This window comes from Bacillus sp. BACIII (assembly GCF_057836745.1).
Genome location: NZ_CM174437.1, coordinates 3,550,477 through 3,564,645, shown reverse-complemented (window position 1 = coordinate 3,564,645; position 14,169 = coordinate 3,550,477). Strand labels below are relative to the sequence as shown.

Below are 14,169 nucleotides of genomic sequence, written 5' to 3'. Positions count from 1 at the left end.
AAGGGGGATGTATATGCAGGGAGATACCAATCAAAATGAATTGCAGCGAACGATGAAGGGCCGGCATTTGTTTATGATCGCACTCGGCGGCGTGATCGGGACGGGGCTGTTTATGGGCTCCGGTTTTACGATCAGTGAAGCGGGACCGATCGGCGCGATATTGGCTTATGTGATCGGCGGATTTTTAATGTATCTGGTGATGCTTTGTTTGGGGGAGCTTGCAGTCGCCATGCCGGTCGCAGGGTCATTTCAGGCGTATGCGGCAAAGTTTCTCGGGCCGTCTACTGGTTTTACGATCGGGTGGATGTACGCATTCAGCTGGGCCAATACAGTGGGGCTTGAGCTGACGTCAGCGGGGATTTTAATGCAGCGGTGGTTTCCGGCCGTTCCGATTTGGGTGTGGTGCCTTGTATTCGGTGTCGTCATTTTCTCCATTAATGCGCTGTCGGCGCGGAGTTTTGCGGAAATGGAATTTTGGTTTTCCAGCGTCAAGGTTATGGCTATTGTATTATTTATTATTCTCGGCTGTGCTGCCGTATTCGGCTTTGTCGGTTTTAACGGCGGGCAGACAGCGCCGTATCTGTCAAACTTTACGACGGACAAAGGGCTTTTCCCGAACGGGGCTCAGGCCGTGCTGTTTACGCTTGTCATGGTGAATTTTTCTTTCCAAGGAACCGAACTGGTCGGAATCGCCTCGGGAGAAAGCGAAAATCCGGAAAAGACGCTTCCACGCTCAATCCGAAACGTCATATGGCGGACGCTGTTTTTCTTCGTGCTGGCGATGTTTGTTCTCGTGTCCATTTTGCCGTACCAAACGGCAGGGGTCATCGAAAGCCCGTTTGTCGCTGTGCTGGATAAAATCGGCGTATCCTATGCGGCTGACATCATGAACTTCGTCATTCTGACCGCCATGCTGTCGGTGGCGAATTCCGGGCTGTACGCTTCGTCCAGAATGATGTGGTCCCTATCAAAAACTAAGATGGGCCCCGCTTCCTTAACGAAACTGACGAAAAAAGGCGTGCCTCTGAAAGCCCTGTCCATCACCATCGCCATCTCCGGTTTATCGCTGCTGACAAGTGTAGTCGCTGCTGAAACGGTGTATGTGTGGCTTATTTCCATCTCGGGTATGATTACCGTCGTCGCGTGGATGTCAATCTGCGCTTCACAATTCGTTTTCCGGAGACGCTTTCTGGCTGAGGGAGGAAATCTGAAAGCCCTGGCATTTAAAACGCCTCTTTATCCGATCGTGCCGATTCTCGGATTTTCAGTTTACGGTCTTATCTTAATCAGTCTCATTTTTATTCCGGACCAGCGTATCGGTCTGTACTGCGGCGTCCCGCTGATGATCATCTGTTACGCGTATTACCACTTTGGTATCAAAAAACGCCTGAAACGTGAGCCGGCTTCTTCGGAAAAAGGCGCAGCAGGATAAGGAAAAAGCCCTCCGCAAAAAGCGGCGGGCTTTACTTTGTTTTTCGTTTTGCCAACAGCACGTAGGAAAGAACGGCAAAGAGCTGAAAACCGAAAATGCTGACAGCCATCGGCCAGGCGTTTTCTTCTCCGGCAATACCGACCAGGGGAGCGGCAAGCGCGCCGCCGATAAAGGGCAGGAGTCCGAGAAGAGCCGCTGCGCTTCCCGCGCCTTTCTCCTGTTTCTGCATAGCCAAAGAAAACCCTGTCGTCGTGACGATCCCCACAGAAGAAACAATGATGAATAAAGAAATGCAGACCGCCGTCAGACCCAAATCGAAAGCAAGCGATAAAAGCAAAGCGACGCTCCCGATGACGGCAATGACCAATCCGGAGACAAACAGCTTCCGTTCATCATGTGTTTTGGCCATCCGTCCCGTCATTTGGGTGGCGCATATAATTCCCGCACCGTTTACGGCAAACAGCAGGCTGAACATTTGCGCCGATACGCCGTAGATGTTTTGCAGCACAAACGGCGACCCGGCAATATATGCGAACATGCCGGTCATCACAAATGCCTGGCTGAGCGCAAATCCCATAAACATCCTGTCACCGAGCAGGCCGCGAAACGTCATCAGCGTCTCCCTGAGTCCGCCGCTTGTCCGCCTTTCCGGGGGGAGTGATTCAGGCAATGCCGTAAGCACTGCTGCAAAAATGATACAGCCGATCACCGCCAGCACGATAAATACGATTTTCCAGCCGGCAAACTGAAGGATAAATCCTCCTGTAATCGGCGCTAAAATCGGCGCCGCCCCATTGACGAGCATCAGCAATGAGAAAAAAGCCGTCAATTCTTTTCCGGAATACATATCGCGCGCGGAAGCCCGTGCGATGACAATTCCGGCCGCTCCTGTGAATCCTTGAATAAACCTCATGACAATTAAAAATGAAACAGATGGGCTGAAGGCGCATAATAAAGATGCCAGCGTATAAAGCAGCAATGACAGAATCAGCGGTTTCCGGCGCCCGATCATATCACTGAGCGGCCCGACAACGATCTGGCCGATCGCCAGCCCCAAAAGACAAAACGTCAGGCTCAGCTGCGCAAGGGACGCTGTCGTATGGAGATCGGCCGCCACTTCAGGCAAAGCGGGCAGATACATATCGAGCGAAAGCGGCCCGAATGAAGCGAGCGTCCCGAGAATCAGTACCATGCCGAGGCCTGCGCGGGCGGCCTTTGAACCAGCGTTATTCATTCCATGACCCACCTTAACAAATGATTCTATCACTATAGCATAACCGGACGGCGTATTTTATATCATTTATTGAATACAAAATAAATATATTATTTAAAACCTGAATGTAAATAAAAAATTGGAATTAGTTTTCATGTGAAATGTAAAATGAAATATAAGGATGCTAAACTATAAAGCGACAAAAGGTAGAAAAGTTTTACGGAAGAGGTGTTCAAAGAGCATGAACAGCAAACAAACCGATCGCATCGAAACGAAACGCCGATTTCCGATCTGTCTCGCGCTTGCTTTGACATTAGGCGTATTTGCCGCCGGTTCTGAAGAGCTGGTGATTTCTCCGCTGCTTCCGGATTTAGCGCGGGCTTTCAGCTCGGATGTCAGTGTGCTGGCGCTCTCCATCAGTATTTACGGAGTGATGATTTTTATCGGGGCGCCGCTTCTCGTTCCGCTGGGAGATAAATATTCCCGGGAGCTCAGCCTGATGGCGGGGCTGCTTATATTTACGGCCGGCACGGTGATCTGCGCGCTGGCGCACAATCTCTTTTTCTTCTTTCTGGGCAGGGCGCTTTCCGGGCTTGCGGCGGGGGCATTTGTGCCGACAGCTTATGCGGTGGTCGGCGACCGTGTGCCTTATGCGTACCGCGGCAAGGTGATGGGTCTGATCGTGTCAAGCTGGTCGCTCGCTTTGATTTTCGGCGTTCCAATCGGCTCTTTTATCGGCGGCGTTTTGAATTGGCGGTGGACGTTTTGGATTTTCGCCCTGATGTCTGTCCTCGTTGCTTCGCTCATTTTCATTGAGGCGCGCCGCAGCACGGCGGATGGGGATAAAACAGAAGAGGAAAACGGACGGCAGGGAGGCACTTTCCGGGATGCGCTGAAGGTGCCACGTGTCCCTGTATACCTCACGATCACTTTTTGCAACATGATCGGTTTTTACGGCATGTATTCCTTTCTTGGCACCTATCTTCACCGCGTGCTGCCGGGGGGAAATACAGCTTCAGGGCTGCTGATCATGGTGTATGGAATCGGTTTTTCCATGAGCGTGTTCACCGGAAAAATCGCAGATAAGGCGGGGAAAATGCGCTCTTTGATCGCGGCATTGGCCGTGATCAGCATATGGCTTTCCTGTCTCGCCTATGCACCGTCATCAATGCCGTTTTTGGTCATCGGGTTATTCGTCTGGGGATTGATGCAAAGCCTGACGGTGACCTTGCTCAGCACCATTTTAAGTGATTGCTCACAGAGCCGCCGGGGCAAAATCATGGCATTTTACAGCCTGGCGTCCAATTTGGCCGTCACTTTGGGTTCTGCTGTCATGGGTCCGGTCTATGTCGGATACGGATATGCAGCTGTCGGATTTATTTGTGCGGCCGTCACCCTCATCGGCTTTGTCCTCAGCGTTTTCGCATACAGAAGGTATGGGAAATATGAGCATCAGGCCGACCAATCATTGTATCGGTAAAATAAAGTTTCTATAATTTTATAAATGTAATTTTTAACACCTTATATCTTAAGGTGTTTTCTAATATATAGGAATAATTATCAATATTTTCGAATAATATTGACAGCTCGAACTTCTATGGATAATATTTACTTAAAATTTAACAGATTGGTTGGTGCTCATGATTATATTGGATAATAGCATTCGAACAAAAAGCAAGGCTTATTCAATATCTAAACTGATTACGATCAACACGCTCGGTCCTGAAGGGACAAGCAGTGAGTACGCAGCAAAAAACTTCATCACCAATTTTACCCTTCTCCAAGGGGTGAACAGCAAATTATCACTGCATGATACATTTGAATCGTGCATTGAAAAAACGCTTCAAAGTCCGCTGGAATACACAATTGTGCCTCACGCGTATGACGGCATTAAGCACTTCTACATGAGACCGGATCTGCAGCTTCTGCAAATTTTCAGGTGCGACACCCCGATGTACGGCCTGGCTGTCCGGCCCGGTTTTGAATATACAGATGACATGCTTGAACAGGCTGTCATCGTATCCCACCCGTCTCCTATCAATTTGATTAAGTATTTTACCCGTAAAGATGTTACGTTTGATCTGGTGAACTCGACGAGCGCAGCCGCGAAAAGAGTGAAGGACGGTTTGTCCGACATCGCGCTGACAAATGAGCTGGCCAGACAAAAGTACGGCCTTCACTTTGTCAAAACATTTAAAAGCATTCCCATGAGCTGGTCATTATTCGGAAAAGGAGAGATTCATGATGAAAACTGAACAAGATTTGCAGGAACTTTATTTCCCGACGCCTAAATTAATAGAATGGGATAACGGAGTAAGACAATATTCGTCTGTCAGAGGGGATACGGAAGTTCTGCTTTCTTACGTTCCGCCGCATACAAACGTGGAACCGCATCAGCATAAGGAAGTCCAAATCGGCCTTGTCGTTTCCGGCGAGCTGTCCATGACTGTCGGAGATGTCACAAGAAAGATGACAGCGCTGGAATCAGCCTATATCGCGCCTCCTAACGTGCCTCACGGCGCAAGAAATGAGACGGATCAAGAAGTGATCGCCATTGATATCAAACGCCTGAAAGCCGGTGAAACCTACACAAGCCCCGAGGACTATTTTTTGAATATTTTTAAAACGAGAGACTTATTGCCTGGGATGGAAGTCACGTTCTTCGTGGAAGACTGGGTGGAAATCATGCTTGCCAACATTCCGGGCAACGGGGGAGAAATGCCATTCCATAAACACCGCAATGAACAGATCGGCATCTGCATCGGCGGCGGCTATGATATGACCATTGAAGGCTGCAAAGTGGATATGACATTCGGCACAGCTTATTTCTGTGATCCGAGAGAAGATCACGGCGCCATCAACAGATTTGAAAAAGATTCAAAATCAGTCAATATCTTTTTCCCTCCGCGCTATAACAGAGCAAAAGCGAAAAAATTAGAGGCGAAAGAGGCATGAACCTGACGGATAAAACCATCCTCATCACAGGGGGCGCATCAGGTATCGGTTATGCCGCGGTTCAGGCGTTTCTGAATCAGCAGGCGAATGTGGTCGTCGCGGATATTGATGAGGCGCAGGGAGAAGCGATGATCCGGAAAGAAAACAATGACAGGCTGCATTTTGTCCGGACGGATATTACAGATGAACCGGCATGTCAAAACGCCATCCGGTCAGCGGCGGACAAGTTCGGCGGATTGGACGTGTTAATCAATAACGCCGGCATCGAAATTGTCGCGCCGATTCATGAGATGGAGCTGAGCGATTGGAACAAGGTGCTCAACGTCAATCTGACGGGCATGTTTCTTATGAGCAAGCACGCGCTCAAGTATATGCTCAAAAGCGGCAAGGGCAATATCATTAACACGTGCTCCGTCGGAGGAGTCGTTGCATGGCCCGACATTCCCGCATATAACGCCTCTAAAGGCGGCGTATTGCAGCTGACGCGTTCGATGGCCGTCGATTACGCCAAACACAACATCCGCGTCAATTGCGTGTGCCCGGGAATCATTGACACACCTTTGAATGAAAAGTCGTTCCTTGAAAACAACGAAGGCACGCTTGAAGAAATCAAAAAAGAAAAAGCGAAAGTCAATCCGCTGCTGAGACTCGGCAAGCCTGAAGAAATAGCGAACGTCATGCTGTTTCTCGCGTCGGATTTATCAAGCTATATGACCGGAAGCGCGATCACCGCAGACGGTGGATACACCGCACAATAGAGAAGGAGTGTTTACATATGGAGAGAAAAACAGTATTGGTTATCGCTGACCTTGGGGGATGCCCGCCGCATATGTTTTACAAAAGCGCAGCTGAAAAATACAACCTCGTCAGCTTTATTCCGAGACCTTTTGCAATTACAGCCTCTCATGCAGCTTTGATTGAAAAATACTCGGTCGCGGTCATTAAAGATAAAGACTATTTTAAGAGTCTGGCTGATTTTGAGCATCCCGATTCGATTTACTGGGCTCATGAAGATCATGACAAACCTGAGGAAGAAGTAGTCGAAGAAATCGTCAAGGTGGCCGGCATGTTCGCGGTTGACGCCATTACGACCAATAATGAACTGTTTATCGCTCCGATGGCAAAAGCGTGTGAACGTCTCGGCCTGCGGGGAGCGGGCGTACAGGCCGCTGAAAATGCCAGAGATAAAAACAAAATGAGAGCCGCCTTCAACCGGGCCGGCGTCAAATCCATCAAAAACAAACGGGTGACGACGCTGGAAGATTTCCGCGCCGCGCTTCAGGAAATCGGAACGCCGCTCATTCTGAAGCCTACATATCTGGCGAGCTCCATCGGCGTGACGCTCATTAAAGAGATGGAAACGGCCGAAGCCGAATTTAACAGAGTCAATGAATACCTGAAGTCGATCAACGTACCGAAAGCGGTCACGTTTGAAGCGCCGTTTATCGCGGAAGAATTTTTGCAGGGCGAGTATGACGACTGGTACGAAACAAGCGGTTATTCCGACTATATCAGCATAGAAGGCATCATGGCCGACGGAGAATACTTCCCTGTCGCGATTCATGATAAAACACCGCAAATCGGATTCACGGAGACATCACATATTACGCCGTCCATCCTGGATGATGACGCGAAGCGGAAAATCGTCGAAGCAGCCAAAAAGGCGAATGAAGGACTCGGCCTCGAAAACTGCGCAACACATACAGAGATTAAATTAATGAAAAACCGGGAAGCCGGACTGATTGAATCAGCGGCACGATTTGCGGGCTGGAACATGATTCCGAATATTAAAAAGGTCTTCGGCGTCGATATGGCGCAGCTGTTATTGGATGTTCTCTGTTTCGGAAAAGAAGCCGATCTGCCGAAAGGATTATTGGAGCAGGAGCCATGCTATGTCGCCGACTGCCACTTGTATCCTCAGCATTTTAAAGAGAACGGCCAGTTGCCTGAGACGGCTGTCGATTTCGTCATTGAAAGCATTGACATTCCCGACGGCGTCTTAAAGGGAGACACCGAAATCGTTTCTTTCTCAGCGGCCGAAGCGGGTACATCCGTGGATCTGCGGCTGTTCGAAGCGTTCAACAGCATTGCGGCGTTTGAGCTGAAAGGAAGCAATTCGGGTGACGTGGCCGAATCAATCAAACAAATTCAGCAGCAGGCGAAGCTGACTGCAAAGTATGCGTTACCGATATGAAACAGCTGAAACCGAACTCTAAGTATTTGCTTTTCGGGCAGGCGCTTTCGTTTATGGGAGACTATTGCGTTCTCCCGGCTCTGCTCATTTTGTCTACATACTATCACGACTACTGGGTGACGTCCGGCGTCATCGCGGTCCGCAGTATTCCGATGGTGTTTCAGCCGTTTTTAGGCGTGCTCGTGGACCGGCTCGACAGGGTGAAAATCATGCTGTGGACGGATGTGATCAGAGGTGTCATCTTTTTGGGGCTGACATTTCTCCCGAAAGGCGAATATCCGCTGCTTTTTCTGGCGCTGCTGTTTGTTTCTTACGGAAGCGGCGTGTTTTTTAACCCCGCACGTCTCGCGGTCATGTCGTCTTTAGAAGCGGATATTAAAAATATCAACACTTTGTTTGCAAAAGCCACGACGATTTCGATTATTGTCGGCGCTGCAGCCGGCGGACTTTTTCTGTTGGGCGGTTCTGTGGAGCTTGCCGTCGCGTTTAACGGGGTGACCTATCTTGTCTCCGCGTTTTTCATCAGCCGCATTAAGCTTCAATACGTGCCGATTCAGTCAGAAAACGTGAGAGAAGCTTTTCAGTCGTTTAAAGAAGGCCTGAAGGAAATCAAAACAAATGCTTTTGTGTTAAACGCCATGTTCACGATGATTACGATGGCGCTTTTGTGGGGTGTCGTCTACAGCTATTTCCCGATTGTCAGCCGCTTTTTAGGCGACGGGGAAATCGGCAATTTCATCCTGACGTTCTGTATCGGCTTCGGCGGCTTTATCGGCGCCGCTCTTGTCAGCAAATGGGGCTTTAACAACAATAAAGGGCTGATGTATTTTACAGTGTTATCGATCGTCTCGCTTGCGCTGTTTTTGTTTACCCCGATTTTCGCCGTGTCAGTCATTGCCGCCATTCTTTTCTTTATCGCAATGGAATACGGTGAAGTGCTGGCAAAGGTCAAAGTTCAGGAGAACGCGGCGAACCAGATTCAGGGCCGGATCTTTTCGGTGGCGGAGGCGTCCATCGGATTGTGCATCGCCGTCGGTTCAATGCTGATCAACATTGTAGACGCGGCAGTCATCATGGCGTTTATCGTCCTTTTGGTCAGCGGGCTGTTTCTGCATACAAAACTGGTCAATAAATCCTTTTCAGAACGGAATAACGAATCAGAGCAAATTCATTTATAAGGAGCCTTTCAGATGGAAATCATACCGTCCGACGTCATCAAGACACTTCCGAAACAGGAATTTTCGCTCGTTTTTCAAAAGGTAAAAGAGATGGAGAAAACGGGAGCCCAGATTATTAACCTCGGGCAGGGGAATCCCGATCTCCCCACACCGCCGCATATCGTTGAAACATTGCGGGAGGCTGCGCTGAATCCTTCGTATCACGGATACGGCCCGTTCAGAGGCTATCCGTTTCTGAAAGAAGCCATCGCGGAATTTTATGAGAGAGAGTACGGGGTATCGGTCAATCCGGAGACAGAAGTCGCGCTGTTCGGCGGAGGGAAAGCTGGTTTGTACGTTTTGACGCAATGCCTGTTGAATCCCGGCGATATCGCCTTAGTCCCGAACCCCGGCTACCCTGAGTATTTATCGGGCATTACAATGGCCAGAGCGGAGCTGCATGAGATGCCGCTTCATCCGGAAAACGGCTATTTTCCGGATTTTGAGCGGATTGATCCCGCCGTCCTGAAAAAAGCCAAGCTGATGTTTTTGAATTACCCGAATAACCCGACGGGCGCGACTGCGGATCAGGCGTTTTATGAAAAAGCGGCAGCGTTTGCAAAAAAACATGACATCCACCTTATTCACGATTTTGCATACGGCGCGTTCGAATTTGATCAGAATCCGGCCAGCTTTCTTCAGGCGAAAGAAGCGAAAACGATCGGCGCGGAGCTTTATTCATTTTCGAAAACCTTCAATATGGCAGGTTGGAGAATGGCATTTGCCGTGGGGAATGAGAAAATCATTCAGGCGGTCAATGAGTTTCAGGATCACGTCTTCGTCGGCATGTTCGGCGGTCTTCAGCAGGCGGCAGCGGCAGCGCTGTCAGGAAATCCTGAGCATACCGAGCGTCTGAAGCGCACATATAAAGAACGGATTGACTTTTTCACGGCGTTATGTGAAAAGGAATTAGGCTGGAGCATTGAAAAACCGAAGGGGACTTTTTATGTCTGGGCTGAAATTCCGAATGAATTCGAGTCTTCACACCAGTTTTCGGACTATCTGCTGGAGCATGCCCATGTTGTCGTGACGCCCGGCGAGATTTTCGGCAGCGGCGGAAAGCGTTATGTCAGGATATCAATGGTGGCCAAACAGGGTGATTTAAGGGAATTCGTGATGCGGATTCAAAAGCTCGGTTTGTCCTTTCCTTCATTACAAGAAACATCCCGCTGAGAGCGGGATGTTTTTATTATATGCTTTTCATGCTGCCGCCGTCGGCTGACACTTGCTGTCCGGTAATATAGGAGGCTTCTTCAGAGGCAAGAAAGGCAGCCAGCGCCGCGGTTTCTTCCGCAGTTCCGACACGCTTCATCGGGACGCCTGATGCAATCCGTTCTTCCGCTTCCGCTTTAGAAATGCCGTTTTGCTTCATGACATTCTTCACGAATTGGTGATAACGGTCTGTGGCGATAAATCCGGGATTCAGACAGTTGACAGTAATGTGAAAAGGCGCAAGCTGAATGGCGATGTTTTTGCTGGCATTAATTAAAGCGGCGTTCATCATGCTGTTGGTAAACATATTGGCGCCGGGTTCTTTCCATAGGTTTCCGACGATATTAATGATTCTGCCGAATTCGTGCTGTTTCATGATTGCTGCGGCCGTTTTCATAGAGTCGATATAGGCGATCGTTTTATTCGTAAAGGTATTTGTCATATCCTCTATATCACAGTTTTCAAAGGTATCCGGCGAGCCGCCCGGAATGTTGTTGATCAATACATCAAGCCGTCCGCATTGTGATCTGATCTCTTCAAAAATGCCGGCTCTTGTCTTCTGGTCCGACATATCCCCGGCGAGAACGGTGACGCCCGCATCCGGATGTTTGGCGAGGATCTCTTCTTTTACCGATTCGATATTTTCGGGAACTCGTGAATTAATGACGGTATGAAAGCCATTGTCCGCCAGTTTCAGAGCGATCGCTTTGCCGATCCCCTGACTGGCTCCCATAATAAACGCGGTTCGTTTTGACAACTGTCTGCACCCCTTTACCAAAATGGAATCTCCTTTACATCGTAAAAAAAAATGATAAAAATAGCAAATTTTATTTAAATTCTGATAAATAAAAAAAACCCGCCGGACAGGCGGGTGGGTGTTACACGTGCAAAAACTTCGGAAGCGTGTCGAGAGATAAGCGGTTTCCGACAAAAAATGAACCGAATTCGCCGTAGCGCGCGCTGACTTCATCAAAGCGCATTTCGTAAACAAGTTTTTTGAACTGAAGCACATCATCGCTGAAGAGCGTGACGCCCCATTCGTAATCGTCAAAACCGACAGATCCCGTGATAATCTGTTTGACTTTGCCGGCATAGCTCCGTCCGATCAAGCCGTGGCTTCTCATCAGGTTTCTGCGTTCATCCATAGAAAGCATGTACCAGTTGTCATTGCCGCTTCTTCTTTTATCCATCGGATAGAAGCAGACGTATTTCGCTTCAGGCAGCTCAGGATACAGGCGGGCGCGGACATGCGGATTTTCATACGGATCGCCTTCTCCGCTTGCGAGGTAGTTGCTCAGCTCAACCACGGACACGTAAGAATAAGCCGGGATTGTAAATTCAGCAAGCTTTGATTTATTAAATTCAAGCTCGATTTCGTTCAGCTCTTCCATTGTCGGGCGAAGAATCATCAGCATAAAATCAGCTTTCTGTCCGACGATGCTGTAGATGGTTTGCGAGCCTTTGCCTTCTTTTTGGGCGACGCCCCATTTTTCAAGCAGTCCCGTAAATTCGTGTATAATCGACAGGCGCTCATCGCTGGATAACTGCTTCCATGACGTCCAGTCCATTGTGCGGAAATCGTGAAGCGCATACCAGCCGTCAAGCGTTTGTGCGGCCTCGTTCGTTTTTTGCTGCTCACTCATTTATCTTCACTCCTATATCTTTTCATTGATGCCTTCACTATATCACAGTTTAACCGTTTCGGCTGTGGAGAAACCTTGAATAATCCCACCCCTTGTATCAGAAACTAAGCCGTAAACTGCCCGTCAGTTAAATTAGTTAGAAAAATAAGATTTCTTATTGAAAGCGCTATAATAGAAGTTGGTTATTTGAATTTAGCTGGAAGAAGAGTATGCTGTAAAAGTAAGCGTTTTTCGTCAACATAGAGGAGGGTATATTGTGGCAGATTTATTTACAAAAGTACAAGAAAAAGTAGCAGGAAAAGATGTGAAAATCGTATTTCCTGAGGGATTGGATGAACGTATCCTGGCTGCGGTCAACAATTTGGCGGGCAACAAGGTATTAAAGCCGATCGTAGTCGGCAATAAAGAAGACATTCAAGCAAAAGCGAAAGAATTAAATCTTACACTTGACGGCGTTGACATTATTGACCCGCATACATATGAAGGCATGGAAGAACTCGTTCAGGCTTTCGTAGAACGCCGCAAAGGCAAAGCGACGGAAGAACAGGCCCGCAAAGCTTTGTTAGACGAGAACTATTTCGGCACGATGCTTGTGTACAAAGGTCTCGCGGACGGACTTGTCAGCGGAGCTGCACATTCTACTGCCGATACGGTGCGCCCTGCACTGCAAATCATCAAAACAAAAGAAGGCGTGAAAAAAACATCAGGCGTCTTCATCATGGCCCGCGGTGACGAGCAATATGTGTTCGCTGATTGCGCGATCAACATTGCCCCTGACAGCCAGGACCTTGCTGAAATCGCCATTGAAAGCGCCAATACGGCTCAAATGTTTGATATTGACCCGCGCGTTGCCATGCTCAGCTTCTCTACAAAAGGATCGGCAAAATCTGATGAGACGGAAAAAGTGGCAGAAGCGGTGAAAATCGCGAAGGAAAAAGCGCCTGAGCTTACGCTTGACGGCGAATTTCAATTTGACGCTGCATTTGTGCCGTCTGTTGCGGAGAAGAAAGCGCCGGCCTCCGACATTAAAGGAGACGCGAATGTATTTGTATTCCCAAGCCTTGAAGCAGGAAACATCGGCTACAAAATCGCTCAGCGTTTAGGCGGCTTTGAAGCGGTCGGACCGATTCTGCAAGGATTAAATATGCCTGTAAACGATCTTTCCAGAGGATGTAATGCGGAAGACGTCTACAATCTTGCGTTAATTACGGCTGCTCAAGCGCTGTAATCCGGAAAAAGCCGGCCTTTTAAGAAGGCCGGCTTTTTTTTATAGAAAGAAAGCCACTGCGGCCCAGCCGAACAGCGATAAACAGAGAGAGCCGATCAAGCCAGTCACGAGCGCCCGCCAGCCATTATGACGAAACGCCGATATATGAACGTTCAAACCGAGACCCGCCATTGCCATGCCGATTAAAACATAGGACACTTGAACAAGAAACGCGGAATGCGCGGCGGAAATGATGCCTGATGTGTGGATGGCGCTCATTCCGAGAAATCCGAAGATAAACCAAGGGATCGGCAGTGAAGCAGCAGAGACCGTCTCTGATTTCCCACCGCGGCGCGCCCGCATTCCAAGCATGAATGCAACCGGGACGAGCAGCGCGACCCGCGTCAGCTTGACGATCACCGCCATCTCGACGGCTGCTTTTCCTCCGGCGCTTCCGGCCGCTGCCGCATGCGCCACCTCATGAAGCGTTGCCCCGCAAAAGGCGCCGTAAGCAGCAGGAGAAAAGCCCAATACATGATAAGAAAGAGAATATACAACTGTAAAAACGGTTCCTAATAAAGAAACGGCGGCTGCACTGATGGCTGTCACATTTTCGTTTGACCTGATCTGCGGCGCGATCGCGGCAATGGCAGCCGCCCCGCAGATCGCAGTGCCGCAGGCTGTTAACATGCTGAGTGTCTGATCAATGCGGAACAGCCGGGACAGTCCGTATACGACGGCCCCCGCAACCATCATACAGCAGACGGCAATTGCAAATACGTGCCAGCCGGCATGATAGATATCCGTCAAGTTCAGTCTCATGCCAAGCAGGATAATGCCGGCTTTCAGCAAGTATTTGCTTGAGAATCCAATCCCCGGCTCGAATGCCGCCTGCTGTCCGAAAACGGCGCGCCAGACCATTCCGATCAGCATCGCGAGGACAAGCATGCCGAGCAAATTTAAAAACGGCAGGCGGCTGGCATAGAAAGCCGCAAACGCAATTCCTGCAGTAACTGAAACACCCTTTACCATCTTCATCTCCGTCACTTCCCATTAGGTTGATAACTCCACTTTACTGCGGTCTTAATCATTAGTA

General features: G+C 49.1%; 13 protein-coding genes. 9 read left to right on the top strand and 4 right to left on the bottom strand.

Features of this window, described 5'->3' with window-relative positions; translation table 11 throughout:
- The first annotated feature begins 13 nt into the window (after window positions 1-13).
- Window positions 14-1,432 carry an amino acid permease gene (locus ACXN9U_RS17575; RefSeq protein ID WP_060963997.1) on the top strand — a complete coding sequence of 473 codons (1,419 nt, stop codon included), beginning with the start codon at window positions 14-16 and terminating at the stop codon, window positions 1,430-1,432.
- A gap of 31 nt (window positions 1,433-1,463) precedes the next feature.
- Here ACXN9U_RS17575 and ACXN9U_RS17570 read toward each other — a convergent pair whose 3' ends face one another.
- Entirely contained in the window at window positions 1,464-2,666 is a 1,203-nt protein-coding gene (locus ACXN9U_RS17570) for a multidrug effflux MFS transporter (RefSeq protein ID WP_060963998.1), read from the bottom strand.
- A gap of 220 nt (window positions 2,667-2,886) precedes the next feature.
- On the opposite strand from ACXN9U_RS17570, the gene ACXN9U_RS17565 reads away from it, so the two are divergent.
- From ACXN9U_RS17565 to bacF, 7 genes are all read left to right on the top strand, one after another.
- Entirely contained in the window at window positions 2,887-4,125 is a 1,239-nt protein-coding gene (locus ACXN9U_RS17565) for an MFS transporter (RefSeq protein WP_060963999.1), read from the top strand.
- A 160-nt stretch (window positions 4,126-4,285) separates the two neighbouring features.
- Entirely contained in the window at window positions 4,286-4,900 is a 615-nt protein-coding gene (gene bacA / locus ACXN9U_RS17560) for a prephenate decarboxylase (RefSeq protein WP_060964000.1), read from the top strand.
- On the top strand, window positions 4,890-5,600 hold the full coding sequence (gene bacB / locus ACXN9U_RS17555) for a 3-((4R)-4-hydroxycyclohexa-1,5-dien-1-yl)-2-oxopropanoate isomerase (RefSeq protein ID WP_060964001.1): 711 nt from the start codon (window positions 4,890-4,892) through the stop codon (window positions 5,598-5,600). The genes bacA and bacB overlap by 11 nt, the downstream gene beginning before the upstream one ends.
- A complete protein-coding gene (gene bacC / locus ACXN9U_RS17550; protein ID WP_060964002.1) occupies window positions 5,597-6,358 on the top strand; it encodes a dihydroanticapsin 7-dehydrogenase in 762 nt (253 codons plus the stop codon). The genes bacB and bacC overlap by 4 nt, the downstream gene beginning before the upstream one ends.
- A 17-nt stretch (window positions 6,359-6,375) precedes the next feature.
- Window positions 6,376-7,794: an alanine--anticapsin ligase gene (gene bacD, locus ACXN9U_RS17545; RefSeq protein ID WP_489201972.1), complete on the top strand. Its 1,419-nt coding sequence runs from the start codon at window positions 6,376-6,378 to the stop codon at window positions 7,792-7,794.
- On the top strand, window positions 7,791-8,972 hold the full coding sequence (gene bacE, locus ACXN9U_RS17540; RefSeq protein WP_007407671.1) for a bacilysin exporter BacE: 1,182 nt from the start codon (window positions 7,791-7,793) through the stop codon (window positions 8,970-8,972). The genes bacD and bacE overlap by 4 nt, the downstream gene beginning before the upstream one ends.
- Before the next feature lie 12 nt (window positions 8,973-8,984).
- The gene (gene bacF, locus ACXN9U_RS17535; RefSeq protein ID WP_060964004.1) at window positions 8,985-10,184 is read left to right on the top strand and encodes a transaminase BacF; all 1,200 of its coding nucleotides are present in this window, start codon (window positions 8,985-8,987) and stop codon (window positions 10,182-10,184) included.
- A gap of 16 nt (window positions 10,185-10,200) precedes the next feature.
- Here bacF and bacG read toward each other — a convergent pair whose 3' ends face one another.
- Both bacG and hemQ read right to left on the bottom strand, forming a co-directional pair.
- Window positions 10,201-10,980 carry an NADPH-dependent reductase BacG gene (bacG, locus tag ACXN9U_RS17530; protein WP_007407669.1) on the bottom strand — a complete coding sequence of 260 codons (780 nt, stop codon included), beginning with the start codon at window positions 10,978-10,980 and terminating at the stop codon, window positions 10,201-10,203.
- Window positions 10,981-11,101: 121 nt separating this feature from the next.
- Window positions 11,102-11,866 (bottom strand): hydrogen peroxide-dependent heme synthase, encoded by a 765-nt coding sequence (hemQ, locus tag ACXN9U_RS17525; RefSeq protein ID WP_016937570.1) that lies wholly within the window; start codon window positions 11,864-11,866, stop codon window positions 11,102-11,104.
- Window positions 11,867-12,122: 256 nt separating this feature from the next.
- On the opposite strand from hemQ, the gene pta reads away from it, so the two are divergent.
- The gene (gene pta, locus ACXN9U_RS17520) at window positions 12,123-13,094 is read left to right on the top strand and encodes a phosphate acetyltransferase (RefSeq protein WP_060964005.1); all 972 of its coding nucleotides are present in this window, start codon (window positions 12,123-12,125) and stop codon (window positions 13,092-13,094) included.
- A gap of 39 nt (window positions 13,095-13,133) precedes the next feature.
- On the opposite strand, the gene ACXN9U_RS17515 is transcribed toward pta, so the two are convergent.
- Entirely contained in the window at window positions 13,134-14,111 is a 978-nt protein-coding gene (locus ACXN9U_RS17515) for a YeiH family protein (RefSeq protein ID WP_489201971.1), read from the bottom strand.
- Between the last annotated feature and the right edge of the window lie 58 nt (window positions 14,112-14,169).